22 protein-coding genes, 2 pseudogenes and 1 riboswitch are annotated in these 26247 nt (G+C 36.1%); of the genes and pseudogenes, 1 reads left to right on the top strand and 23 read right to left on the bottom strand.

The window, feature by feature from the left end; genetic code table 11:
• Nucleotides 1-54: 54 nt before the first annotated feature.
• The 23 genes and pseudogenes from pheT to A6J68_RS05900 form a co-directional block, all read right to left on the bottom strand.
• Entirely contained in the window at nt 55-2460 is a 2406-nt protein-coding gene (pheT, locus tag A6J68_RS06010) for a phenylalanine--tRNA ligase subunit beta (RefSeq protein WP_000961583.1), read from the bottom strand.
• Between the two features lie 53 nt (nt 2461-2513).
• Nucleotides 2514-3034: pseudogene (locus tag A6J68_RS06005) on the bottom strand (GNAT family N-acetyltransferase).
• A gap of 82 nt (nt 3035-3116) precedes the next feature.
• The gene (gene pheS, locus A6J68_RS06000; protein ID WP_000365655.1) at nt 3117-4157 is read right to left on the bottom strand and encodes a phenylalanine--tRNA ligase subunit alpha; all 1041 of its coding nucleotides are present in this window, start codon (nt 4155-4157) and stop codon (nt 3117-3119) included.
• Between the two features lie 290 nt (nt 4158-4447).
• Nucleotides 4448-5305: a DNA/RNA non-specific endonuclease gene (locus A6J68_RS05995; RefSeq protein ID WP_070469378.1), complete on the bottom strand. Its 858-nt coding sequence runs from the start codon at nt 5303-5305 to the stop codon at nt 4448-4450.
• A gap of 74 nt (nt 5306-5379) precedes the next feature.
• Nucleotides 5380-5571, bottom strand: coding sequence for a DNA-directed RNA polymerase subunit beta (locus A6J68_RS05990; RefSeq protein ID WP_000168511.1), 192 nt, complete (start codon nt 5569-5571; stop codon nt 5380-5382).
• Between the two features lies 1 nt (nt 5572).
• A complete protein-coding gene (gene murA / locus A6J68_RS05985) occupies nt 5573-6844 on the bottom strand; it encodes a UDP-N-acetylglucosamine 1-carboxyvinyltransferase (RefSeq protein WP_000357880.1) in 1272 nt (423 codons plus the stop codon).
• Nucleotides 6845-6906: 62 nt separating this feature from the next.
• Nucleotides 6907-7137, bottom strand: a complete 231-nt coding sequence (locus A6J68_RS05980) for a DUF1146 family protein (RefSeq protein ID WP_000602601.1) — start codon at nt 7135-7137, stop codon at nt 6907-6909.
• Nucleotides 7138-7201: 64 nt separating this feature from the next.
• Nucleotides 7202-7615: a F0F1 ATP synthase subunit epsilon gene (locus A6J68_RS05975; protein ID WP_000068055.1), complete on the bottom strand. Its 414-nt coding sequence runs from the start codon at nt 7613-7615 to the stop codon at nt 7202-7204.
• Between the two features lie 12 nt (nt 7616-7627).
• The gene (atpD, locus tag A6J68_RS05970; protein ID WP_000094375.1) at nt 7628-9034 is read right to left on the bottom strand and encodes a F0F1 ATP synthase subunit beta; all 1407 of its coding nucleotides are present in this window, start codon (nt 9032-9034) and stop codon (nt 7628-7630) included.
• A gap of 73 nt (nt 9035-9107) precedes the next feature.
• Nucleotides 9108-9989 (bottom strand): F0F1 ATP synthase subunit gamma, encoded by an 882-nt coding sequence (locus A6J68_RS05965; RefSeq protein WP_000919083.1) that lies wholly within the window; start codon nt 9987-9989, stop codon nt 9108-9110.
• 15 nt (nt 9990-10004) lie between these two features.
• Complete coding sequence (gene atpA / locus A6J68_RS05960; RefSeq protein ID WP_000996613.1) at nt 10005-11510, bottom strand: F0F1 ATP synthase subunit alpha; 1506 nt, start codon at nt 11508-11510, stop codon at nt 10005-10007.
• A 15-nt stretch (nt 11511-11525) separates the two neighbouring features.
• Complete coding sequence (locus A6J68_RS05955; RefSeq protein WP_001036757.1) at nt 11526-12062, bottom strand: F0F1 ATP synthase subunit delta; 537 nt, start codon at nt 12060-12062, stop codon at nt 11526-11528.
• Entirely contained in the window at nt 12062-12559 is a 498-nt protein-coding gene (gene atpF / locus A6J68_RS05950) for a F0F1 ATP synthase subunit B (protein ID WP_000025478.1), read from the bottom strand. The genes A6J68_RS05955 and atpF overlap by 1 nt, the downstream gene beginning before the upstream one ends.
• Before the next feature lie 17 nt (nt 12560-12576).
• A complete protein-coding gene (gene atpB, locus A6J68_RS05945) occupies nt 12577-13293 on the bottom strand; it encodes a F0F1 ATP synthase subunit A (protein ID WP_000446421.1) in 717 nt (238 codons plus the stop codon).
• A gap of 31 nt (nt 13294-13324) precedes the next feature.
• Nucleotides 13325-13525, bottom strand: a complete 201-nt coding sequence (locus A6J68_RS05940; RefSeq protein ID WP_001046538.1) for a F0F1 ATP synthase subunit C — start codon at nt 13523-13525, stop codon at nt 13325-13327.
• A 331-nt stretch (nt 13526-13856) separates the two neighbouring features.
• Nucleotides 13857-15287 carry a glycogen synthase GlgA gene (glgA, locus tag A6J68_RS05935; RefSeq protein WP_000699857.1) on the bottom strand — a complete coding sequence of 477 codons (1431 nt, stop codon included), beginning with the start codon at nt 15285-15287 and terminating at the stop codon, nt 13857-13859.
• Nucleotides 15284-16417: pseudogene (glgD, locus tag A6J68_RS05930) on the bottom strand (glucose-1-phosphate adenylyltransferase subunit GlgD). Before glgD ends, glgA begins: the two are co-directional and overlap by 4 nt.
• Complete coding sequence (locus A6J68_RS05925; RefSeq protein ID WP_000787243.1) at nt 16407-17546, bottom strand: glucose-1-phosphate adenylyltransferase; 1140 nt, start codon at nt 17544-17546, stop codon at nt 16407-16409. Before A6J68_RS05925 ends, glgD begins: the two are co-directional and overlap by 11 nt.
• A gap of 41 nt (nt 17547-17587) precedes the next feature.
• Nucleotides 17588-19456 (bottom strand): 1,4-alpha-glucan branching protein GlgB, encoded by a 1869-nt coding sequence (glgB, locus tag A6J68_RS05920; protein ID WP_000066077.1) that lies wholly within the window; start codon nt 19454-19456, stop codon nt 17588-17590.
• A gap of 204 nt (nt 19457-19660) precedes the next feature.
• A complete protein-coding gene (gene pulA / locus A6J68_RS05915; RefSeq protein ID WP_000370739.1) occupies nt 19661-21961 on the bottom strand; it encodes a type I pullulanase in 2301 nt (766 codons plus the stop codon).
• Nucleotides 21962-21964: 3 nt separating this feature from the next.
• Entirely contained in the window at nt 21965-22984 is a 1020-nt protein-coding gene (locus tag A6J68_RS05910) for a diacylglycerol kinase family lipid kinase (RefSeq protein WP_000744289.1), read from the bottom strand.
• Nucleotides 22985-22995: 11 nt separating this feature from the next.
• Nucleotides 22996-24954: an NAD-dependent DNA ligase LigA gene (gene ligA / locus A6J68_RS05905; protein WP_001873803.1), complete on the bottom strand. Its 1959-nt coding sequence runs from the start codon at nt 24952-24954 to the stop codon at nt 22996-22998.
• A gap of 139 nt (nt 24955-25093) precedes the next feature.
• Nucleotides 25094-25603, bottom strand: coding sequence for a QueT transporter family protein (locus A6J68_RS05900; protein WP_001091615.1), 510 nt, complete (start codon nt 25601-25603; stop codon nt 25094-25096).
• A riboswitch (PreQ1 riboswitch) is annotated at nt 25601-25714 on the bottom strand. Its footprint overlaps the gene before it by 3 nt.
• 70 nt (nt 25715-25784) lie before the next feature.
• On the opposite strand from A6J68_RS05900, the gene A6J68_RS05895 reads away from it, so the two are divergent.
• Nucleotides 25785-26240 (top strand): GtrA family protein, encoded by a 456-nt coding sequence (locus A6J68_RS05895; protein WP_000239848.1) that lies wholly within the window; start codon nt 25785-25787, stop codon nt 26238-26240.
• Nucleotides 26241-26247 lie beyond the last annotated feature (7 nt).

The raw sequence follows: 26247 nt of genomic DNA, 5'->3' as shown, positions 1-26247 counted from the left end.
AACAGCATCTTAATTGATGCTGTTTTTTATTTATTTTTCAACGTAAGATATAAATTATCTTATTTCTGCATTAACTTTCTCAACGAGTGATTTAGTGATTTTTTCCATATATTTAGCCACTTCTTCGTCCGTTAGATTGTCATTAGGGTTTTGGAAAGTTAAGCTATAAGCCATTGATTTATACCCTTCTGCAATATTATTTCCAGCGTAGACATCAAACAGTTTAATCGCTGTTAGACGTTTTACCCCTGATGACTCAATTGCTAACACAATATCATGATGACTAACAGATTCTGCAAGTAATAATGCAATATCGCGAGATACAGACGGATACTTCGTAATATCTTCAAAAATCAACGCTTGGTTCATTTGACTTTCAATAGTTGATAGATTGATTTCAGCAACATAAGTTTCAGGAATATCATATTGTTTTGCAGTTTGTGGGTGTACTTGACCAACAAAACCAATCTCTTTCCCATCTAATAAGATAGTTGCTGTACGACCTGGGTGCATACTTGCTAAACCTTTTTGTGCTACAAAAGTAACATCTAATTTTAATTTAATAAAGAGCGCCTCTACAATACCTTTGGCGTAGAAGAAATCAACTGGCTTGGCTTTTGTTTGGAAATCTTTTTCCTCTACTAGACCTGTTAAGGCAAAAGTAAACGTCTCTACTTCAGTTGGTAAATCTTCTTTTGGATTACCAGTTTGTTCAAAAACTTTTCCTATCTCATAAACTGCAAGGTTACTGTTTTTGCGAGCAACGTTATAAGCAATTGTATCAAGCATTCCTGAAACAACATTTTGGCGAAGTGCTGAGCGATCAACAGTCATCGGCCACATAAGTTCAGTTATATTAGTTGCTTGAGTTGAGAACTGCACTGCTTTTTCTGGAGTCGTTAAAGCATAGGTGATAATTTCAGATAATCCTACTCCTTCAGCAACCGTACGGACTCTACGACGTAAGCGTTGCATACTCGTTAATTCTCCTGCAGTCGCTCCGGCTTCTGGCAATGTTGTTGGTAATTTTTCGTAACCATAAATACGGGCAATCTCTTCAACTAAGTCAGCTTGAATGGCAATATCCCATCTACGACGCGGTACCAACACAGTAAATTTCACTTCTGAACCAGAAATAGCAAAGCCGAGTTTTTCAAATACTTCTTCAATATCAGTATAGGTAAGTTCTGTTCCCAAACGAGTATTAACGTAACCAAGAGTCGTTGATACCTCTACCGGCTCAGTTGGAAGAACTCCTTCTGTAACTTGCCCAGAAAGAACTTGACTGCCTGCCAATTCTTGTAACATTGCAGCCGCAAAATCCATAGCCTCTGAAACCGTATCATAATTGATACCTTTTTCAAAGCGAGAAGATGACTCTGAACGAAGGTTGAGTCTTCCACTTGTTTTGCGGATACTTGTTCCATTAAATACTGCCGCTTCAAGGACCACTGTCTTAGAAGAACTATCAATTTCAGTTGATTGTCCTCCCATAACGCCTGCCAAAGCAACTGGTTGATCATTTACCGCAATGACCAAGTCATCAGCTATTAAGTCACGCTCTTCACCATCAAGAGTAATTAACTTTTCACCATTCTCAGCATTACGTGCTACTATAGTTGTCCCATCAAATTTATCAAAATCAAAAGCATGCATTGGTTGACCATAAGTCAAAAGAACATAGTTTGTCACATCAACAACATTATTAATTGGACGTATACCAGCATTCATCAGTTTATTTTGAAGCCATTGTGGACTTGGTGCAACTGTTACATTCTTAACAATACGAGCCGAGTAAGATAAAACTTTATCTGATTCAATGACAACAGAAATCTTATCAGCTGCTCTTTCTGCTTCTTCAATGAGATTTTTTTCTTCAAAATGAACTTTTTTCCCATAAATTGCTGCTACCTCATGGGCAACACCACGCATTGAAAGAGCATCTGCACGGTTTGGTGTAATTGATAATTCAATAATTTCATCATCTAAGTCAAGATAAGAGAAAATACTATCACCAGGTATAGCTCCCTCAGGTAAAATTTGGATACCATCAGAAAACTCTTTTGGAATGATACTTTCCGATAAGCCCAACTCTTGAAGTGAACAAATCATTCCAAGTGACTCCATACCACGGATTTTACCTTTTTTAATCTTATAGTTATCTGCAATACGAGCACCAGGAACCGCTACGATAACATTAATACCAGTCTTGACATTTGGAGCACCACAGACAACTTGACGAAGTTCATCGTCCCCTGTATCAACTTGACACAAATGTAAGTGGGTATCTGGAACATCTTCACACGAAACAATATGACCTACAACTAATTTTGATAAACCTTCCGCTGGTGTCTCCACACCTTCAACCTCAATACCAGTGGTTGACATTTTCTCAGCTAGTTCTGCTGTTGTGACATCAACATCCACTAACTCTTTTAACCATTTATACGATACTAACATGTAATTTCTCTCTATTTATTTTCTTTTATTTTTATACAAGTGCTTTGTAGTTTTTAGTGTAAACTTTTTCTTAATAACCAATCCGTATCCACTTTATCACCTACTGAAAATTGGTGCTCAGAAAATTTTTCAAATCCGTATTTAGCGTAAAATGCCTGAGCTTTATGATTAAACTCCCAAACACCTAACCAAGCCCAATCTAAGCCTGATTTATAAGCTAAATCCAAAGCAAATTCGAAAGTAGCCTTACCTATACCTTTCCCTTGGTAGGCATCTAGAAGATAAATCCTTTGAATTTCAAATGCTTTATCAAGTTTTTTTCAGTTTGCTGACTTCCCCAGTTTACTTTTAAATAACCCACTAAATCTGTATCAAGATAAACAAAATAAGTATCAGATTCAGCATGGGTAATTTCCGATTTTAATACTGGTAAAGTGTAAGACTCATTGAAAAATGCTTGAAGTTGTTCCTCACTATTATCATGAGAAAACGTCTGCCGAAAGGTTTCTATAGCAAGATTCTGTAAAATATTCACATTATCAAGGCCAACCTTTTTAAAAGTAATTTGAGACATTAGAAAACCTCCTATTGAGTAAGGTAATAGCGTTAACATAAATTTATCATCACACCAATGATGCTACTTGCTATCTAAAATCTTAAAATTGATCTGTGAAGCGAACATCACCTTGATAGAAGCCACGAATGTCATTGATACCGTAGCGTAACATTGCAATACGTTCTTGACCTAAGCCAAAGGCAAAACCGGAGTATTTCTCAGAATCAATACCAGACATTTCCAAAACACTTGGGTGAACCATACCAGCACCCAATATCTCAATCCAACCTGTCTGTTTGCAGACATTACATCCCTTACCTCCGCACTTGAAGCAAGAGACATCAACTTCAACTGAAGGTTCTGTGAATGGGAAATATGAAGGACGAAGTCGGATTTTACGCTCTGCTCCAAACATTTTTTGAGAAATCAGTTGAAGTGTTCCTTTGAGATCGCCCATTGAAATATTTTCTCCAACAACTAAGCCTTCAATTTGATGGAATTGATGGCTATGAGTAGCATCATCAGTATCACGACGGAAAACACGTCCAGGAGAAATCATTTTTAAAGGCCCTTTAGAAAAATCATGTTGGTCCATTGTTCGTGCTTGAACAGGCGAAGTATGAGTACGTAGCAAGATTTCTTCTGTAATATAAAAAGTATCTTGCATATCACGGGCTGGATGATCTTTTGGTAAATTCATTCGTTCAAAATTATAGTAGTCTTTCTCAACTTCAAAACCATCAACCACTTGGAATCCCATACCTAAAAAGATATCTTCAATCTCTTCGCTAGTTTGTGTTAAGACATGACGGTGACCTAATGTCATTTGACGACCAGGCAAGGTAACGTCGACACTCTCAGACTCTAACTGTGCTTGAATCTTCGCAGCTTCCACTACTTTAGCTTGTTCCTCAAACGCTTTTGTTAAAATATCACGTACTTCATTGACTTGTTTTCCAACAACTGGTCGTAAATCATTAGATAAATCTTTCAGACCTTTTAGTAATTCTGTTAGAGAACCTTTTTTTCCTAAAACTTGTACACGTAAGTCTTGTAATTCTTTAGTGTGGTTCCCAGTCATTTCTTTAAGCTTTTCTTGAGTTGATATTTTCAACTCTTCTAATTGTTTTTGTAAATCCATCTTTCCTCCAAGTCAAAATAAGTAGCTTTGAAAACAAAAAAAGCGTGCCACTCCCCCTTAATCGGAGCGTTGACACGCGGTACCATCCGTTTTCTATCTGATCGACCAATCAGACCTTAATTATAGTCCTATTTGTGAGTGAATTCCACCCTCTTTCACTGATTCAGCTTGCAGTCACGGCTGAACTCCCTAAGCAGCTTCCCTTGGTTTACTAGTCTCACAGACCTCTATTCAATTAAGGACTATTTTATCAAATTTTTCAGTCTTTAACAAGCACTATTAGATAAAGATTACTTTGTCTGCTTCACTTTTCCTGTTGCATAATCAAATAATAATCCCGATTGTACATTAGGAATAAAAACATTAAATTCTAAACTTCCATCTGAAGATTTAGCCTCAATATGTGATCCCGAAGATAAAAGATTATCTCTGTCATAAATTAAAGTCACACGATACCTAACAGTTTTATGACGATCCAATGCTTTACGAACTAAAGTTTCATAATAATTTTGCCCTGTTGATTGGTTGCTATTAGCTTGGTTTGCCCAAGCTGCTTGTGTGGCAATATTTTCAGGATTACTTGTGGAGGCATCAAATCCTCTTAAACTCCCTACTAAAGCATAACCAATTAAATGGCCTCTGTCCACAGCGTGGTTATAGCTCCCTTTTAATCCATTTATCTGATGCCATCCAGCTGGTTTCCAATAAGTTCTACCATTCCCTGTTTCTTCTCGATTTCGATATTGACGAGTTGCTTTTGTTAATAAGGCATTTGCTTTAGTTGGAACAATTTGGTTATTAACCTTCTTTATTTCATTAATAGCATATGGTGCACTTGACACTTTAGCATTCAAATCTGTTTTATTTTGATTAATGATAAAAGCACCTGACTGGTTCCAAGCTATATTTGTTCCCAATTGTTTTTTAACATTGCTAGTCAAAACAGATTCAGATAACTCTCTACTAGGGGTTCCTGATATATTTTTAAGGGAAGTATTTTTGCCAGATTCATTACTAATAATTAAATCTGTCACCTGTTTTAAAATGTGATCATTAGGCAAAGATTTACTTTCACCTAACCCTATTGCCAGTAATGAAAAAAGCAAAGTTACAATCGAAGCTGTTATTTGTTTTTGTTTTTTTGTCATTGTATTATTCTACTGCTAAAATTAACTCTCAAAGGAAACCACTATAAGCATCAAATAACTTATAGTGGCTCTTTCTATTTTCCTAAAAATTTTCCAATAATATTTTGCCATTTATCCAGCGATAAAATAGAGTAAGCATGCTCTCCGTCACCAAAAACACTATAACCCAACATCAATCCAACCGCTAAAAACAGCAAGGCTAACAGTATGACTAATACTATTAGACCGATTTGTTTTAGTACATATTTCCAACCACTAGATGCCATATTACGCCTCACTTACACGTTTAATATTAGCACCAAGAGCCGCTAATTTTTCATGGAATTGATAATAACCACGGTCTAAATGGGTTAATTGGCCAACTACTGTTTGCCCTTGCGCAACCATTCCTGCCAAGATTAAAGCTGCACTAGCTCGTAAGTCAGTAGACATGACCGGTGCACCTTGTAAGGCTCTCCCACCATGAATCATTGCAGTATCTCGTAAAATTTCCGTTTGTAATCCCATGCGACGCATTTCTTCCAAATGTTGAAAACGATTTTCAAAAACTGTCTCAATCATAGTTGATTCGCCATTAACTACTGCCATTAGAGCTGTAAATTGAGCTTGCATATCAGTAGGAAATCCTGGATGAGGGAGTGTTTTCACAGTCACTGGCTTCAATTTTTTAGTATCAGCTTTTACACGAATACCATCTTCTTCCTCTGACACTTCAACACCCATCTCCATCAATTTAGAGATTAAAGGACGGTTATGTTCCCAAATAGCATCCTTTACTAGAACATTTCCAGAAGTCATAGCAGCTGCCACCATAAAGGTTCCAGCTTCAATACGATCTTGGACAACATCATGTTCTGTACCATGTAAAGCATCAACACCAATGATCGTTAATGTTTCCGTACCAGCACCCTTGACTTTAGCTCCCATTTTATTTAGTAACTGCGCAAGGTCTACAATTTCTGGTTCACGTGCAGCATTCTCTATCGTTGTTGTGCCTGAAGCAAGTGTAGCAGCCATCATCAAGTTTTGAGTGGCACCGACTGAGGGAAAATCCATGTATATATTAGCCCCCTTAAGCTTTTCAGCTTGGGCAGTAATATCACCACCATTTTGTGTAATCGTAGCTCCCATAGCTTCTAAACCTTTAAGATGAAGGTCAATTGGTCGGCTACCAATTGTACAACCGCCTGGCATTGAAACCTTAGCATGGCCATTTCTAGCTAAAATAGGTCCCAAAACAACAATAGAAGCTCTCATTTGACTAACAAATTCATAAGGTGCAACATCTAAAATATCACCTGAGGCATCCACTAAGATTTCTTTTTTATCGCAATTAAAGTCAACTTGAATATCTAAACCACGAACAACATTGTTCATTGTAAATACATCAGACAAGATAGGAACATTGGTCAATAATGTTTTCCCTTGGCTTGGTAAAATTGTGGCTGCTAAAAGAGGTAAAACTGCATTTTTAGCTCCTTCAATAACAACTTGACCTTGAAGCCGCGTTTGCCCACCTTCCACAATAATTTTATCCATTTGAATCTCCATTCTTATAACAATAGTAAGTTGATTATATCATAGTTCAGCTAATATTTCCTTTATTGGAGAGCCCAAAAGATTGATTGACACAACTGAATCACTTCCAATAAAAAATGACTAACCACATAGCCACCAACTATACTTATCAACAAAATAAAAACTTTTAATTTTGAGATGTTTTGAGGGGACATTTTAATCATTTTAGACCAGTCAAATAAATCTACAAAAAGTTGATAAAAAAGGGCAATAAAAATAAAATTACTAACTATAGTTACTATATTTAATATCATATTCATGCCTTCTATTATACACTAAAAAAGCCTAATTAGTCACAAAACTAATTAGACCATTTTTCTACTTTTTACCGACGCTAATACGGTTAATTGCGCGACGAAGAGCAACCTCAGCTCTACGCATCTCATCAATATTCTGAGTTGTTTGAGCTTTTTCTAATGCACGCTCAGCGCGTTCCTTAGCCCGTTCTGCACGGTTAAGGTCTATATCACGTGCTCGTTCTGCTGAATCCGCAACAATTGTCACCTGATCCTCATTAACTTCAATTATACCACCATTAACAGCTACCCAGTCTACACCTTCTTGATGAGAACGATTAATCTTCATCTGATGAACAATAAGGGGAGCAATCAAATTTATGTGACCTGGTAAAATTCCCATTTCACCATCTGGCGTTCTAACAGTAATGAGACTAGCGTGATGGTCATATCTAATACCATCTGATGTTACTACTTGAACAGTCAATTGTGCCATAGCATCACCTCATTAATAGTTCATTTTTTCTGCTTTTGCGATAACATCCTCAATACCACCAACCATACGGAAGGCATCTTCTGGAATTTGATCATGTTTACCATCTAGGATTTCTTTGAATCCGCGAACAGTTTCTTCAACCGGAACATATGAACCTGGTTGACCAGTAAATGTTTCTGCAACATTGAAGTTTTGAGAAAGGAAGAATTGGATACGACGTGCACGTCCAACTAACGTTTTTTCCTCATCTGATAATTCATCCATACCTAAAATCGCAATGATATCTTGTAACTCACGGTAACGTTGAAGAACACGCTGTACTTCTGTTGCAACTTCATAGTGCTCATCTCCAACGATTTCTGGTGTGAGTGCACGAGAACTTGAAGCTAATGGGTCAACGGCTGGATAAATCCCCATTTGTGTCAATTTACGTTCAAGGTTAGTTGTTGAATCTAAGTGAGCAAAGGCTGTAGCTGGCGCAGGGTCAGTATAGTCATCTGCTGGCACATAAATAGCTTGGATTGATGTAACAGAACCTTTTTTAGTTGAAGTGATACGCTCTTGTAATTGTCCCATTTCTGTAGCAAGTGTTGGTTGATAACCAACGGCTGAAGGCATACGACCTAAAAGCGCTGACACTTCTGACCCCGCTTGTGTGAAACGGAAGATATTATCAATGAAGAGAAGCACATCTTGTCCTTCTACATCACGGAAGTATTCAGCTATTGTAAGACCAGTAAGTGCCACACGCATACGTGCTCCTGGTGGTTCATTCATTTGACCAAAGACCATAGCCGTTTTTTCAATAACGCCAGATTCTTTCATTTCCCAATAAAGGTCATTCCCTTCACGAGTACGTTCTCCTACACCAGTAAATACTGAAATACCACCATGTTCTTGGGCGATGTTGTGGATTAATTCTTGAATAAGAACGGTTTTACCAACACCCGCACCACCGAAAAGCCCGACTTTACCACCTTTTAAGTAAGGTGCTAATAAGTCAATAACTTTAATACCTGTTTCTAAGATTTCTGATGATGTTGATAATTCATCAAACGATGGTGCTTTTTTATGGATTGGTTGACGTTCTGCATCTTCTGCAAAAGGCTCTTCAAGGTCAATAGCATCTCCAAGAACGTTGAAGACACGACCCAAAGTATCCTTACCAACCGGCACACTAATTGCGCGACCAGTATCTAATACTTCCAAACCACGTGTAAGCCCATCAGTTGATTCCATAGCTATTGTACGAACGAGGCCGTCACCAAGTTCAAGAGCAACTTCAAGTACTACTTTTTGTGACTTATCGCCATTTTTATAGACAATCAATGCATTATTAATCTCAGGAAGTTTGTCGCCACTTGCAAATACAACGTCAACGACAGGTCCAACTACCTGAGCAATTTTGCCTGAGCTCATGTATTTCTCCTTATCATATGATACAAAGGATTTAAAATACCTTTGTTCACTATTTTTTCTATAGACTAATTAATTATTCAAGTGCATTAGCACCTGCAACAATTTCTGTAATTTCCTGTGTGATAGCTGCTTGACGAGCACGGTTATATTGAATAGTTAAATCATTGATAACATTTTTAGCATTATCGGTTGCAGTCTGCATAGCTGTCATACCAGCCGCATGCTCTGCTGTTTTAGCATCAATAATAGCTCCATAAATCAAACTCTCAGTATATTGAGGCAATAATTGCTCCAATATAACTTCACGGTTTGGCTCAAGTTCAAAACCAGTAATCACTCTATCCTCAGAAGCCTCTTCTGCATCCAATTCTTTGATAGGAAGCATTTGTTGCATTCTGACTTGGCTAGTTAAACTGTTAACATGGTGATTGTAGCAAACATATAATTCATCGAACAACTCATTTTTGTACATTTCAACTGCTTGAGCAATAATTTTACCAACTTGATCAAAACTTGGTTGGTCCTCTAAACCACGTAATTCGAAAGAAACATTCATTCCACGTGCTTTGAAAAAATCAGAACCAACACTACCAATTGAAATAATGGCATAATCATCATTCTCAGTATGATAGTCAGTTATAGTGTCCATCATCGCTTTTAAGATTTTTGAATTGTAACCACCAACTAAACCCTTATCAGAAGTAATAACAATATAACCTGTCTTCTTCACCGGACGTGAAGCTAACATAGGGTTATCTGATCCAGATACTAAGTCTGACTTCAAGAGGTTAGTAGTAATTTGACGAATTTTAGAGGCATACACTTGAAAATCTCTAGCAGCTTGTTCAGATTTAACCAACTTGGCAGATGAAACCATCTGCATCGCACTAGTAATCTTACTTGTTTTTTCTGTAGAAAGAATCTTGTCTTTAATTTCACTAAGAGAGCCTGCCATATTAGAACCCTCCTATTATTTAAATTGTGATTGATCTTTAAATGCTTGAATAGCAGCATCTAATTCTGCTTCTTCTGGTAAATCTTTTGTTGTGCGGATTGTTTCGAAGAGATTATCATAATGAGCATCAAAGTAATCATACAAAGCTTCTTCAAAAGCTAAAATATCATTTACAGGTACATCATCAAGGAATCCATGTGTTAGAGCATATAAAATCACAACTTGTTTCTCAACTGGCAATGGTTTGTGTAATGGTTGTTTTAACACTTCCACTGTGCGACGACCACGATTTAGTTTTGCTTGTGTTGCTGCATCAAGGTCTGAACCAAATTGAGTGAATGCCTCAAGTTCGCGATAAGAAGCAAGATCTAGACGAAGCGTACCTGCAACTCTCTTCATCGCTTTAATTTGCGCTGCACCACCAACACGAGATACTGATGAACCTGCATCAATCGCCGGACGAATACCTGAGTTAAAGAGATTTTCTTGCAAGAAAATTTGGCCGTCAGTAATTGAAATAACGTTTGTAGCAATATATGCTGAGATATCACCTGCTTGTGTTTCAATGAACGGAAGCGCTGTAATCGAACCTCCACCTAAAGCATCTGATACTTTAGCTGAACGTTCCAAAAGACGACTATGAAGATAGAAAACATCCCCTGGGTAAGCTTCGCGACCTGGAGGACGGCGAAGAAGAAGCGAAAGTTCACGATAAGCTACGGCTTGTTTTGATAAATCATCATAAACAATCAAAACGTGTTTCCCGTTATACATGAATTCCTCAGCCATTGCTACTCCTGCATATGGAGCAATGAAAAGTAATGGAGATGGTTGTGATGCTGAAGCTGTCACAACGATTGTGTAATCAAGGGCACCATATTTACGCAAAGTTTCAACTTGTGTACGTACTGTAGACTCTTTTTGACCGATAGCCACATAGATACAGATCATATCTTGACCTTTTTGATTCAAGATTGCATCAATCGCTACAGACGTCTTACCAGTTTGGCGGTCACCGATAATCAATTCGCGTTGCCCACGTCCGATAGGAACCAAAGCATCAATCGCTTTGAGACCTGTTTGAAGAGGCTCAAAAACTGATTTACGTTGCATAACACCAGGTGCTGGTGTTTCAACTGGGCGTGTTGCTGTCGTCTCAATTTCACCTAGTCCATCAACTGGTTGACCAAGCGGATTGACGACACGTCCAATCATAGCTTCCCCTACTGGTACTTCCATAATTTTACCAGTACGTTTTACCACATCACCTTCACGAATTTCTGAGAAATCACCCAAAATAATGATACCCACGTCATTAGACTCAAGGTTTTGAGCCATACCGTACGCACCATTTGAAAATTCAAGAAGTTCTCCACTCATAGCATTATCTAGCCCACGAGCACGAGCAATACCATCACCGATATATGTAACAATACCAGTTTCTGTGACGTCAAAATTTGGCTGGAAGTCTTCAATTTGCTTTTTAATTAAAGCGCTAATTTCTTGTGCATTAATTGCCAAAAGTCACACCACTTTCTATTTTAATTTCATTTTAAATTGATGTAATTGATTACGAACACTTGCATCAATTACTTTATTGTTTGCATTGACAACAAATCCACCAACAATAGATGGGTCAATGTGCTCAACTAACTGTCCATTTGGTAAAGCTAATTTAGTTTTAGCAATATCAAAAAGACGTTCTTTTTGTTCTGGAGACAAAGCAACTGCAGTTGTAATTTGAATTGGATATTGACCATTCACTTTGATAAGTTCCTGATCAACTGATTTCAAAATAGGATATAGAAGTGCTTCACGTTCATTTTGTACAATAACCTCAAGGAAATTAACAAGATAAGTTGAACATGATGTTTGCAATGTCTTCACAAAATGTTGTTTTTCATCATGTGAAACGGCAAGACTTGACAGGACACCCTCAAGCTCGCTTGTTTCAAAAATATCAATTAAAGCTGCTACTTCTTGTTGGATTTCTTCAACAATTTTATGTTCAATGGCAACTTCAACAAGGCTTTTTGAATATTGCTCAATTAGAGCCTGCGTCTTTTTATTCATTAGGCATCTCCTAGCTTTTTAATATAGCTATCAATGAGATTACTCTGAGCTTCTTTATCAAGATTTGATACCATAATTTTTTCAGCTAATAAAACTGTTAAATCTGCTACTTCACCCTTAACATCTGCTAGTGCTTCTGCCTTATTTTGGGCAATATCTTGATGTGCTTTTTCTTTTAATCGATCAGCTTCAGTTTTTGCTTCTGAAATAATTTGATCACCTTTTGCAAGACCTGTCTCTTTAGCATTATCAATGATTTGATTAGCTTCAGTTTTAGCGTTAGATAGTTCTTCCTCACGCTTAGTTGCAAAAGCTTCAGCTTGTTGACGTGCCTGTTCAGCAGTATCAATATCATTAGCTATCTTTTGTTCACGGGCTTCAAAAATACCTGTGATTTGTTTCCATGCAAAAGTCTTAATTAAGATAAATAAGAGAAGCACAGAGCCAGATACGATAATGATATCACCAATCGTTGTACTATTAATAAGTATTGACATATTTCTCCTCTCTTTTCTTATTCTTCTTCGTCACCATGAACTTTGTGTCCAATATAACTTGAGCTCAAGATAATGAACACATACGCTTGGATGAAACCAATAAACATTGAAAATGCTGTCCAAACGATATTCAATGCAAAAGCTAGTGGACCTGTAAATGGTGATAAAACTGCAAGTTGTAAAAGTAATCCAGTGACAACTTCACCAGAAAAGATATTACCAAAAAGACGCAATGCTAATGAAGCAACATTAGTAACTTCTTCCAATAAATTCATCGGAAGCATTGCTGGTGTTGGTGATAAGAAACCTTTGAGATAACCACCAATTCCTTTTTTGCGAATACCTTCAATATGACAAATAAATGCTACTAATAATGATAATGTAATATCTACACCAAAATTAGCGGTCGGAGATGTCCAAAAATTATGCTCATGTGTTTTCAATGATGTCATCAATCCTAAGTTGTTAGCAATGAAGACAAAACTGAATAAAATAAACATCAATAAACTATAATTTTTAGTATAATGTCCTAAATTTTGTGAGATTGTATTATTAACAAGCTCATAGACATATTCTAAGACATTCTGCTTACCTTTTGGTTTTATTGTCATCTTACGACTAGCCCAGAAGACTAAGATAAAGATAATAGTAATTGTCAAGAGAGACATAGCTAGGATGGTTAAATCAAAATCGATGCCTAAAAAAGATACGGTTGGATTACTTGTAGATTCCAATCCTCATCCCTCCTTTTTTCTAAATTGTCGTCTATCTTACTAAGAATGTAAACGCAAATAGAACGAAGAAGGTACCTTCAATGAAGGCCACACCTGTAAACATCAATGTTTGCAGTTTGCTAAACATTTCAGGCTGACGAGCCGCTGATTTGGCAATATTTGCAACCAAAATTCCTTCACCGATTGAAACACCCATCACGGCGAAACCAAGTGCTAAAATAGCTAAATTCATAATAGAATTCTCCTTTAAAAAATATTTACTCCGTTATTTTATTCCTATTTCTTGTGCATGTCAATGAATTTCCTCATTTGATTACGTTTTCATGAAATAGTTTGAGATGGTTTACACAATCCTTTTCAAATAACAATTTTTAGTTTTTTTAGCTTTAATTTAATCCCTTATTAAGATATGACAACACTTTATTTTTGATATAGTGTCTCTTTACATTAATAATATTTTACCTTATAAGATAATAAAATCTCTATACTAAAGTGGTTTTACATAAGAAACGTTTAGCATAGAGATTCGATAAGCTTATCAACTAATCACTAAAATAAAGTGATTATTGTAGTTGCTGATACAGTTGTTCGTAAGCAACACATGCTGTATCCCATGAAAAATCTTTTGACATAGCTTGCCATTGTAACTTTTTCCACGCTTCAGGATAATCATTATAAACTTCTAATGCTAGTTTTAGAGTTTGCATTAACCAATAGCCTGAAAAATGATTAAATGAAAAACCTGTACCACTACCATCAAATTGATTGAAGGCTACCACAGTATCTTTTAATCCTCCAACTTCATGTACCAAGGGTAAGCTACCATATCTCATAGCCATCATCTGCGAGAGACCACAAGGTTCAAAAGCACTTGGCATCATGAAGATATCTGAAGCCGCATAAATCTGTTGCGCTAATCCTAAGTCAAAAGTAATATTAGCAGATAGTTTTTCAGGGTAACGACTAGCAAAATAAGAGAACGTTTCTTCAAAATGGTGATAGCCTGTTCCTAAAATAACCATTTGAATATCTTGTTGAAGCATATTGTCCAATTCAGAAGCAATAATATCAAATCCTTTTTGATCGGTAAGTCGTGAAACAATACCAATTAATGGTACATTTTTATCTTGAGGCAAGCCCAAATTTTCCTGTAAAGCCAACTTATTTTTAATTTTGCCCTCTAAGTTGCTTTTTGAAAAATGATATGGCAAAAAAGCATCTGTTTCTGGATTTAACAAATCGCTGTCAATACCATTTACGATTCCAGATAATTTACCTGCTTCCATACGCATAATTTGGTCTAAACCTTTACCAAATTCTGGAGTTTTTATTTCATTTGCGTAGCTTGGTGATACCGTTGTCACTCTATCTGAGTAAAGAATTGCTGCTTTCATCCAATTAAGACAATTATTCCATCTAAGAGTTCCATCTTCATATCTCTCAGCGCCAACTCCAAATAAATCTCCTAACATTTCTGGACCAAACTGCCCTTGAAATTCAATATTGTGAATAGTAAAAACTGCTCTTATATTATTATAGGCCTGAATCCAGTGGTACTTCTCTTTCAATAAGAAAGGAATCATTGCTGTATGATAATCATGGACGTGTAAGACATCGGGAATAAAATCTATTTTCTCCATCAACTCTAAAGCAGCTAATTGGAAATAAGCAAAACGCTCCCCATCATCCCAATCACCATAGACATGACCTCTATAAAAATAATATTGATTATCAATAAAGTAGAACGTAACATTATCTTGAGAAAGTCTCTTAACTCCTACATATTGATGACGCCAGCCAACATCTGTATAGAAATACATGAGGTTTTCTATTTGGTCTCCAAATTTTTGGTCTACCATATCATAATATGGCATGACAACAGCGACATCATGACCTTTTTTACTAAGTGATTTTGGGAGTGCGCCAATCACATCTCCCAAACCACCTGTTTTAGCAAAGGGAGCACCCTCTGCCGCAACAAACATTATTTTCATTGTATAATATCCTCATTAATCTCTGAAAATTTAGGAATCACTAACGGTTTATCTAAACTACCTTTCAATGTAACTCCGGATGCAACCTTAACGCATTTGTCAATAATAGTATTTTCAATGGTTGCCCCTTCTCCGATTTTTACTTTTGGAAAGATAATACTATTGACTACTCGAGTCCCTTTTTCAAGGAGACAATTTCTAGAAACGATAGAATGGTCTAAATAACCTTTAATAATACTTCCATAGGCTAGTTGCGAATTAGAGACATTTGATTGTTTATCAAAATAAGTAGCTTCCTCATTTTTCACCTTAGTATAAACTTTTTGGTTTGAAAAGAAGAGCGAATAAAATTTATTTGGTGTTAACATGTCCATGTTAGCATCATAATAGGATTTAATAGAAGAAATGTTTGACAAATAACCAGTGTATTCAAAAGCCAAAGCATTACTTTCAACAATTAAATCACGAAGTAAGAAGCGGAGTTTACGTGGTTCATTATTTTGAGCTTCCTCTTCCATTTTTTCGATTAACCAAGGTGTATCGATAACATAAATCTCAGCAGACATTTTTTGGTTATCGTCATTATCTACAGCTTTACCTAGACTCACTACATGATCAGATTCATCAATGGTCAAGACTTGATTAGCCTCTGCAATAGCTGATCTCGGCATTTTTTTATAAACCACGGTGGCTTGCACACCATTTGCATTATGCAAGTGGATTACTTGACTTAAGTCAATATTACAAAGCATATCACAACTCATATATATCGTCTGGTCGCTACCCGAACGCCTCAAGTAAGTTAAAATTTAATCGTAATAATCCCCATTGACTGTACGAGTATCATCGTCTGTATCATAGAATCCTAAAGAATAGTGACTCAACAGTGTACCTAAGCCCCACTCACGACCACTTCTAATATGGTCAAAAACAGAGCGAACATTATTCCCACGAAAAATACCATAAATACTTCTAACGCCTGCATTAGCTAAAGAGGATAATTGAAAATCAATTAAACGATACTTACCATCAAAAGGTAGAGAAGCAAGCGGACGATTATCCGTCAAACTGTGCATATCTGGGTAACTAACAGTATTTCCTAAAATCGCAGTATATTTATCAATCTTCATTTGGAACCCCCGCTACTTCTTTATAACCAATAACTTCTACTTCTTTACTTCCATCAATCACAACACCATCACCAATAACAGCATCCTCACCGATAATAGCTCGATTTATCTTTGCACCTTCACCGATAGTCGCGCCACTCATAACAAAGGAGTCTTTAATAATAGCATTTGGTTTTACCTGGACATTAGTTGATAAAATGGAGTGCTCAACATTTCCTGCAACAAAGCATCCATCTACAACTAAAGAATCTTTAACATTTGCATCTTCTGTCATGAAATTAGGTGGTGCAATCAAATTTTTAGAATAGATTTTCCATGAACGATCACGACTATGTAATTTGTTATCTTCTCCAATATATTCCATATTAGCTTCCCAAAGGGATTCAATAGTACCAACATCTTTCCAATACCCATCAAAATTATAGGTATAAACACGTTCACCCGATTCAAGGTATGCTGGTATAACATTTTTACCAAAGTCTGACATGTCTATGCCGTTCTTTTCACCATCAATTAAAACTGTCCGTAATCTCTTCCAGTCAAAAATGTATATTCCCATTGAAGCTTTTGTTGACTTAGGATGTTCAGGTTTTTCTTCAAATTCGACAATACGGTCGTTTGAATCAGTATTCATAATTCCAAAACGGCTTGCTTCTTTTAAAGGAACATCTAAAACAGCGACTGTTAGGCTTGCTAAATTATCTTTATGCGTCTGTAGCATGTCATCATAGTCCATTTTATAGATGTGGTCCCCAGAGAGAATGAGTACATATTCTGGATTAATACGATCAATGTAGTCAATATTTTGATAGATAGCGTGGCTGGTACCTTGAAACCAGCGATTACCTTCTGTTGCAGAATATGGCTGTAATACAGTTACTCCCGAATCGATACCATCTAGTCCCCAGCTAGATCCGTTTCCAATATGAGTATTGAGTTCCAGCGGTTGATACTGAGTAATAACTCCAACATTATTAATACCTGAATTCGCACAATTTGAAAGCGCAAAGTCAATAATACGGTAACGACCTCCAAATTGAACAGCAGGTTTCGCAATGCTCTGAGTCAATTTTCCGAGTCGAGTGCCTTGTCCTCCGACGAAAATGAGTGCTAACATTTCATTTTTCATATTATTCTTTCCTTTCAAAATGAGGTTACTAAATTGCAGACTTATTTACGAAGCCGACGTTTTATTCTCCAAACACTTGCCCCAAGGGCTGGTAATGTAAAACTTAAAGTATGATCATAATCTTTCCATGTAGCCACTTGTGTTTTCGTTACAGGATTGTGGTTTTTCCAAACACCTCCAAACTCTTCCATTTCAGTATTTAAAACTTCTTCATAAATACCCGCTTGCGGAACACCAATAGTAAAGTTAGGGCGTTCTACAGGAGTCATATTAAAGACACAAAGTAACAAATCGCCTTTATCATCTTTTCGTATAAAAGATAAAACAGTTTCAGATTTATTATCCGCATCAATAATTTCTAGCCCGTCAAAGGAATCATCAATACGCCATAGGCACTTATGATCTTTATAAAATTGATTCAATTGTTTAGTATAGCGTTGCATCTTTTGGTTCATATCATCATTTAAGTTTTCCCATTCTAGTTGATCATTATATTTCCATTCTAAAAATTGACCAAACTCACTTCCCATAAAGAGAAGTTTTTTCCCAGGATGACACATTTGATATGCATATAAATTACGTAAACCAGCAAATTGATTATAACGGTCACCCCACATTTTATGCATCATACTCTTTTTACCATGTACTACTTCATCATGTGAAAAAGCTAGTACAAAGTTCTCATTGAATATATACATAAAACTAAAAGTCACTAAATTAAAATCATATTGCCTATAGAGAGGATCTTCTTCATAAAAACGCAGGATATCATTCATCCAGCCCATATTCCATTTAAAGTCAAAACCCAATCCTCCAGACTCTAAGTCTTTAGTTATTGGGGTAGAAGCTGTTGACTCTTCAGCAATCATCATAACATTAGGATGACGCTCTTTAATTACTTTGTTAAGTTTCCTTAAAAAGTGATATCCTTCCAAATTACGATTATCCCCAAATTGGTTAGCTTCCCATGGTCCTTCATCATAATCGAGATATAACATATTACTAACCGCATCAACACGAATACCATCAATATGATAATGTTCAATCCAGAACAAGGCACTCGAAATCAAAAAGGATTGTACTTGATTTTTTCCTAAATCAAAGTTCAGAGCTCCCCATCGATAGTTATGCGCACGATCATGATTTTGATACTCATAAGTAGCAGTTCCATCGAAATAGGCTAAAGCATCGTCATTCTGAATAAAGTGTCCTGGAACCCAATCTACAAGAACTCCTATATTATTTTTATGACATGCTTCTACAAAGTCTTGAAATTCTTCTGGAGTACCATAGGTATGTTCAAAAGCAAAATACCCCATTAATTGATATCCCCAACTCATATCAAGCGGATGTGCCATTAAGGGCATAAATTCAACATGAGTATAATTCATCTCAACAAGGTAGGGGATTAAGTAATCTTTTAACTGAGAAAAAGTCATAGGATGTCCAAAATCATCTTTTTTCCATGAACCAGCATGAACTTCGTAAATATTAATTGGACGCTTCTGAAAACCCAGACGTTTGCGCCTTCCCATCCAAAGACCATCTTCCCACTTTTTATTTCTAAGAACTTTAATAACACTTGCAGTTCCAGGACGTCTTTCCATATAAACTGCCATAGGATCGATTTTCTCAACTACTTGACCACCTTTACGAGTAACCAAATATTTATATAAATCACCTTCGCGCGCATCCAAACTGTTAGCTTCCCAAACTCCTGCTTGAATTTTGTTCATTTGGAGAGGTCGATTTCGCCAATCTGTAAAATCTCCAATAACTTGAACATTTTCAGCATTAGGAGCCCAAACTCTGAAACAAAAGCTTCCATTTTCGCTATGTACGCCTAAATAATTCTGGAGATGAAAATTTTCACCTATTCCAAAAGTATATAACTCATCTTTATTGGACATCTACTCACCTCACAGGTCTACTAGTCAATATAAGACAAAAATATTTCCTCAATGGTACAAAAAAAGAGGAATGCATTTTCCTCATACAGACGCATCTGAAAATATTTCACCCTCTATATTTCCGAAAAATTAACTAAAATATAAGAAACTCAAATTCAAATCAAATTCCTTAATATACACAAAAATAACCTGAATGTTTTCAGGTTATTTTGTGATATCAAGGATCATTACAGAAAGCTCATCATCTAATGAATCTATCGCTTTTCCTTCTTCATGATTTGATATTATTATATCACCTATGAAAGGATCCTGCAAGCGTTTTCCTTTAATATTGAAAATTATTTTTATTTTCTTATGTTCTTCGACTGTAAAACTTATGAAACCTGAATGGTATTGAGCAGACTCTACAAAAACATGTTTGCGAATCTCTTCAAAGCTAGAGTAAGAAAAGTAAGGAGAGTTTGTCTTCAAAGTAATTATTTTCCTAATAAAATTAATAGTACTCTTATGAAAGGTAACATTATCCCAGTTGACCTGATTAACTTGGTCTGGGGCATTGTAAGAATTCATAGCTCTTTCTTTATCTGCTTGAGTAAGTTGACCTTTATCACCTGTAGGATAACACTTTGTTCGAAGAAACTCCTGACCTAATTGCATGAAAGCCATCCCTTGCATCAATAGATTCATAGCACTAGCTACTTCAACTCGGTAAATATGTTGTTTCTCGTTGTCATTAGGATGTAATTCCCATAGCAAATCATTTAAGTTGTAGTTGTCATGTGCTTCAACATAATTTAAAACTTGACTAGGATCAATGTATGATACTAACTCATCACTTCCTAAAATGCCTTTTGCAACAATATCTTCTGTACTGTTTCCAGAAACTAAGCCTTTTTTAAATTCTCCGTAAATTTCCGCACCTTTGACAGCGTCTCTTACATCATCATTGAAAAAGCCAATTCCAGGCATCTGATAAGCATTATCTTTTTTAGCTTTATTTTGAGGCGTGAGACCAGCTCCCATGTCCCATCCTTCTCCATAAACCAAAATACGAGGGTCGATTTTATTTAGCTCATTTCTTATAATGTTCATCGTTTCTACATCATGTAGTCCCATCAAATCAAATCGAAAACCATCGATATTATATTCTTTCACCCAATACAAAACTGAATCAAGAATATACTTACGACACATTTCTTTTTCACTAGCTGTTTCATTACCACAGCCTGAACCATTTTGAAATGTTCCATTGTGATTCATTCGATAATAATAATCTGGAACCGTTAGTTGAAATGCAGAATCAGTTGATGAAAAAGTATGATTATAGACAACATCCATAATAACACCAATGCCTGCATCATGGTACGCTTGGATAGCAGATTTTAATTCTAAAATACGCGTTGCAGGTTCATGTGGATTACTAGAGAAGCTTGCTTCTGGAACGTTGTAGTTTTCAGGATCATATCCCCAATTATAAGCATAGTGACCATCATCATCAAACGTCTGATGATGATCGAAAATTGGTTGAAGTTGGATATAGTTAACTCCTAAGTCTTGCACATAATCAAAGGTCGTTTTATCACCATGCTGATTAACTGTATCTTTTTGATGCAATCCCTTAAATTTTCCTTGATAATCTGTCTTAACTCCTGAAGTCTCAGATATCGAAAAATCACGCACATGCATTTCGTAAATGACTGCTTGATTGGGGTTTTCGAGCCGCCACTTAGCTTCTTTTCCATGACTTATTTTAAACCCTTCCGGAGTTAATGCTTCTGGAGCAATAACAATAGACCTTTTACCATTTGCAGTCGTTGCAATGGAATAAGGGTCTCTCGTAATTTTAAAGGTACGTCGTCTATAGTAGACTCGATAAGTATATGCTTGGTAATTATAGTTTCCTTCAAGTTCAGTAAACCAGACGCCATGGGTGTTTTCTTTATGATTTTTATAATTGACGGCTGTCCCTCTTTTCATAGAAAGAACTTTTGATACACTTGCTGTTTCATCTGTCGAATGATATAAAATCAGTTCTACACGTTCCGCAGTAGGGGCCCACAATCTAAAAGCCGTTTTAGTTTCTGAATATTCAAAACCTAACCAACCATCAAATCCCCATTTTTTATCAAACGCTCTACTATTGATTGCCATATCGTAGGCATGAGGTTGGCGTCTACTATAATGATGGCTACTAACTGCTGCTTGACGAGAATAATACAGATTGTCATCCCCATCTACAATCCAAACTTCTTTACGTGCACCACCTTTAGTACAATCAATGCGATAATCTATTGTTTTATGATGCCAATTTTTATCCTTAACAATCACATAATAATGGCTTAAAAAATATGGCAAGGGATATTTTAGTATCGCAACAGCACCGAAACTGTCAAACCGTGAAAAATGAGCATCTTGACCCTCTGAGCCATCGCGCCACTGCCATAAACTTAAATTAAAGTAATTTTTCTTTCGGCTATGGTAATGTACAATGACAGTATTATCCATTCATCAATCTCCTAATCCTTCTAAATCATTTACCTCATTAGCAAACTTCTGTGCAATAGCTTCTATCGCTAATTCATCTTTATCTAAAACTAAAGCATCATCCGAAATTTCATCAGTATTAGCAAAGAACCTAATATGATTTTTAAGGTTTGCTAGAGTAATGGGAGCATCTCCTCCATATTCTCCATCTAAGTTAATCATCATACGCTCGTCTGATAGGGGTTCGATAGTTAGATAAGACGTTTTAATATACTCTACTCGTTTATCATTAATATGTTTTCCACCTGCTAGCACCAAACGAATGAGATGCATAATCTCAATAAGATTTGCAGTTTTTACTAAAATAAGGGTAAATTTCCCATCATCCAATTTGGCATCAGGTGCAATTTGTTCAAACCCTCCTACAGAATTTGTGATGGCAACAAAAATCATTGAAGCATCACCGATAAATTCACCCTTATCGTGAGTAATTTTGACTGGTACTTTTCGAACTCGAGGTAATAATTCAACACCTTTTGCTAGATAAGCAAGATAGCCAAACGTTGTTTTCAATTGACTTGGTACACTATAAGTTAACTCTGTCAAACTACCTGCAGCTGCAATATTAATAAAATAATTGTCCTCTTGAGCTTGACCAATGTCCATCTTAACGATTTGATTTTTACCAATTAATTTAGTTGCTTCAATAGGATTACCTCGCGGTATTTTTAAGGCACGAGCAAAATCATTAGTTGTTCCAGTTGGAATAATTGCCATCTTAGGACGACGTTTCAAAGGAGCAATACCATTAACAACTTCATTAATAGTACCATCTCCACCTGCTGCAACAATCAAATCAAAACCAGCTTGAGCAGCTCTAGCAGCTTCATCTCTGGCAGAATTTTTAGTTGGCGTTGTTTGAAAGGCTGATGTTTCATACCCAAATCCTTCAAGTATATCAAGAACTTCCGCTACATTTTTTTTCATAATTTCTTGACCAGAAGTTGGGTTATAAATTAAACGCGCTTTTTTTTGTTTCTTCATTTCTTCCTCACTTAAAGGTTGAGTAACCAGTCTTCATCTTGTATTGTAATCCCTAAATCTTGAGCCTTGGTTAGTTTACTTCCTGCATCGCTTCCTGCAACAATTAAATCAGTCTTTTTAGAAACGCTACCTGTCACCTTAGCACCAAGGTTTTGTAATTTCTCTTTTGCTTCATTACGAGTCATCTTTTCAAGTTTTCCGGTTAAAACGACTGTTAAACCTGAAAGTTGTGCATCTGTACTAACTCGTTTTCCTAGATAATTAAAATTAACGTTATAGGAAGTTAATTCCTCTAGTAGTTTATCTACCTCTTCTTTTTCAAAGAACGTATGAAGTGATTTGGCAATAACCCCTCCTAGTCCATCAATTGAGGCAATACTTTCTTGACTTGCTTGACTTAGTTGCCTCAAATTACCAAATTCCTCCAATAAAAGGCGGCTCGCCTTGCTTCCCACATGACGAATACCTAGGCCAAAAAGAAGTTTTTCAGCAGAATTTTCTTTTGAAGATTGGATTGCATGATAAATCTTAGTTGCAGATTTCTCTTTAATACCATCTAAAGTTAATAAATCCTCTATACTTAAACGATAAATATCTGCAACATCTGCTATTAAATGAGCATCAAATAATTTTTCGACTAAGGATGGACCAAAACCTGTAATATTCATAGCATCCCGGCTAGCAAAATGAGCTAAACGTTCTTTGATTTGGTTGGGGCACAGCGGATTAATACAACGTAAAGCCACCTCATCTTCAAAATGAACTAATTCACTACCACAAGAAGGACATAGTTTAGGAATAAGCATGACTTCTTGCTGGTTTCGCTTACTCATAACGACATTTAAGACTGCAGGGATGATATCCCCTGCTTTGTATACAACAACAGTATCTCCAATACGGATATCTTTTTCGGCAATATAATCTACATTATGCAGAGTGGCCCTACTAACGGTTGTCCCTGCTAGTTGAACTGGAGTTAGGTTAGCTGTTGGTGTTACAACTCCTGTTCGCCCAACTGTCCAATCAACAGATAATATTTCTGCTTCCTTTTCTTCAGCAGGGAATTTATATGCAATCGCCCAACGAGGTGCCTTTACAGTGAAGCCCAACTCTTCTTGCATTGCTAAGCTATTAACCTTAATAACAATACCATCGATATCATAAGGGAGGGAAATTCTATCTTTTTCTATAGTTTGGATAAAATCCCAAATTTTCTCCATAGAAGAGCTAATTAAACGATGATGATTGACTGAAAAGCCATAGCTTTCTAGCTCTTTTAAAACATCATCTTGTGTTTCTTTTTGCGTAGGGCTAGCTTCTTGATAAAGAAAAGTTGCTAATTTACGTTTCGCAACAATCCCTGTGTTTAATTGGCGCAAGGTTCCTGCTGCTGCATTCCTAGGATTAGCAAATTCCTGCTCACCATTTGCACGTTTTTCTATGTTAATAGCTTCAAAAGATTCTTTGGGAAGGTAGCACTCTCCGCGAACAGTAATATCTAAACTTTGGTCTAAATGTAGAGGAATATCATGAACACGCTTTAAATTTTCAGTAATATTTTCTCCAATATTGCCATCACCACGTGTTGCCCCAACCTGTAAAATACCATTTACATAAGTCAACGAGACAGATAGACCATCAATTTTCAGCTCTGCCATATAAGAAGCAGTTGGAAACTCTGCTTTAACACGTTTATCAAAGGCTATCAATTCTTCTTTTGAGAAAGCATCCTGCAATGAATACAAAGGATATTCATGTTGGTATTTTTCAAAGCCTTCTAAAACTAAACCACCCACTCGATGTGTGGGACTATTTGGCAAAATGTTTTCTGGATGTTGCTCTTCTAATTCTACTAACTCTCGATATAACTGGTCATATTGACTGTCAGAAACTGTGGGATTATCTTGTGTATAATACTCTTTTGCGTACTGATTCAACAAAGATACTAATTCATTCATACGATTTTCCATATTTCTATTTTATCACAAAGACTAAGGATATTAATAAAAATTGGAGCATTTCTCATAAAAGTTGCAGCATTTTCTAGCTATGCTAACTATAAAACCAAACAAAAAAGCCGAGATCAATGTCTCGCGCTTTATAATATATTTATTTTGTAAAATCGACGTGTCTACTCAACTTATCCACAAGGACTGCTCCAACCAAAAGTGAAGTCAATTCACCAACAGCTGTCGTTAACCATGTTAATAATAAAGGTAATCCTGCTACAATTTTCAATTCAACTGCTACCGTAATCATTGAAGCAGCAAAGAAGAAAGAAAAGAAAAAGAATGCTTTGTTAATAAGGCCATTAAATAGATAATCTTTTTGATATTGCTTGAATAAAATGGTTCCAAGATAAACAAAAAGTAAAGTTGAACCACCACCTACAAAGACATCAATCATTCCAAAACTATAAAGATTAGAAATCATACATCCTAACGTTACCGCAAAAAGGTATTTTCGGTGATAAAAGGCCAAGAAATTTAGCATTTCTGAAACACGGAATTGATAAGCACCATAAGCAATAGCATTAAAAGGTGGCGTTATGGTTAAAACGATATAGATAGCTGTTACAATAGCCATGTGAGCGTAATCGCGAGTTGTAAATGTGTTCATAATTTCTCCTTTAACGTTTAGACAGTTAACACTTCTAACGTTTGTAATATGCTTGATGAAAGGGAACTAAGCATCAAGGGTTGTGTAAAACAACTTACTAAGTATATCACAAACAAAAAGTAAAGCCAAGCTTATGGGAGATTTCCTCATCACTTTGAAGCATCCGTGATATAATAAAAATATGGTTAAATTAAAATCGTTACTGAAAAAAAGTATTCAAAATGAAGTCAGCTTATATTTACTGTTCGGACTATTAACATCCCTTCTTTATTTAGTTATTCGACAAGGGATTTTTAATTTCTCGCAGGACGCTCCATTCTCTGCAATAGTTGCTAACATAATAGCTATACTTTTTGCTTTTTTTACAAATGATCGATTTGTTTTTAAACAAACTAAAATTGGACAGTTTCAACGCTTACAAACATTTGTCATCGCTAGATTAGGCACATTAGGATTAGATTTGATATTAGCTGTTATTTTTGTTGATCAATTTCCTTCTATTATCGGACAATTCGTTCAGCACAATTTAAATAAAATCAACACCATTGAAAGCCTTGTATCTCAAATATTAATTATTTTACTCAACTACATCTTGAGCAAATTTGTTATTTTTAAAGACAAAAAAAGGCAACTCTAACAAGAGC

The sequence above is a fragment of the Streptococcus sp. 'group B' genome, from assembly GCF_002073795.1.
In the GTDB taxonomy this organism is placed as follows: Bacteria; Bacillota; Bacilli; order Lactobacillales; family Streptococcaceae; genus Streptococcus; species Streptococcus agalactiae.
The sequence above is the reverse complement of the archived record's forward strand: the minus strand, read 5'-3'. Positions and strand labels throughout refer to the sequence as shown.

Excerpts from the sequence above, each read along its gene's own strand:
- pheT (WP_000961583.1), bottom strand. The coding sequence starts at position 2,460 with ATGTTAGTATCGTATAAATGGTTAAAAGAGTTAGTGGATGTTGATGTC.
- pheS (WP_000365655.1), bottom strand. The coding sequence starts at position 4,157 with ATGGATTTACAAAAACAATTAGAAGAGTTGAAAATATCAACTCAAGAA.
- A6J68_RS05995 (WP_070469378.1), bottom strand. The coding sequence starts at position 5,305 with ATGACAAAAAAACAAAAACAAATAACAGCTTCGATTGTAACTTTGCTT.
- A6J68_RS05990 (WP_000168511.1), bottom strand. The coding sequence starts at position 5,571 with ATGGCATCTAGTGGTTGGAAATATGTACTAAAACAAATCGGTCTAATA.
- murA (WP_000357880.1), bottom strand. The coding sequence starts at position 6,844 with ATGGATAAAATTATTGTGGAAGGTGGGCAAACGCGGCTTCAAGGTCAA.
- A6J68_RS05980 (WP_000602601.1), bottom strand. The coding sequence starts at position 7,137 with ATGATATTAAATATAGTAACTATAGTTAGTAATTTTATTTTTATTGCC.
- A6J68_RS05975 (WP_000068055.1), bottom strand. The coding sequence starts at position 7,615 with ATGGCACAATTGACTGTTCAAGTAGTAACATCAGATGGTATTAGATAT.
- atpD (WP_000094375.1), bottom strand. The coding sequence starts at position 9,034 with ATGAGCTCAGGCAAAATTGCTCAGGTAGTTGGACCTGTCGTTGACGTT.
- A6J68_RS05965 (WP_000919083.1), bottom strand. The coding sequence starts at position 9,989 with ATGGCAGGCTCTCTTAGTGAAATTAAAGACAAGATTCTTTCTACAGAA.
- A6J68_RS05955 (WP_001036757.1), bottom strand. The coding sequence starts at position 12,062 with ATGAATAAAAAGACGCAGGCTCTAATTGAGCAATATTCAAAAAGCCTT.
- atpF (WP_000025478.1), bottom strand. The coding sequence starts at position 12,559 with ATGTCAATACTTATTAATAGTACAACGATTGGTGATATCATTATCGTA.
- A6J68_RS05940 (WP_001046538.1), bottom strand. The coding sequence starts at position 13,525 with ATGAATTTAGCTATTTTAGCACTTGGTTTCGCCGTGATGGGTGTTTCA.
- glgA (WP_000699857.1), bottom strand. The coding sequence starts at position 15,287 with ATGAAAATAATGTTTGTTGCGGCAGAGGGTGCTCCCTTTGCTAAAACA.
- A6J68_RS05925 (WP_000787243.1), bottom strand. The coding sequence starts at position 17,546 with ATGAAAAATGAAATGTTAGCACTCATTTTCGTCGGAGGACAAGGCACT.
- glgB (WP_000066077.1), bottom strand. The coding sequence starts at position 19,456 with ATGTCCAATAAAGATGAGTTATATACTTTTGGAATAGGTGAAAATTTT.
- pulA (WP_000370739.1), bottom strand. The coding sequence starts at position 21,961 with ATGGATAATACTGTCATTGTACATTACCATAGCCGAAAGAAAAATTAC.
- A6J68_RS05910 (WP_000744289.1), bottom strand. The coding sequence starts at position 22,984 with ATGAAGAAACAAAAAAAAGCGCGTTTAATTTATAACCCAACTTCTGGT.
- ligA (WP_001873803.1), bottom strand. The coding sequence starts at position 24,954 with ATGGAAAATCGTATGAATGAATTAGTATCTTTGTTGAATCAGTACGCA.
- A6J68_RS05900 (WP_001091615.1), bottom strand. The coding sequence starts at position 25,603 with ATGAACACATTTACAACTCGCGATTACGCTCACATGGCTATTGTAACA.
- A6J68_RS05895 (WP_000239848.1), top strand. The coding sequence starts at position 25,785 with ATGGTTAAATTAAAATCGTTACTGAAAAAAAGTATTCAAAATGAAGTC.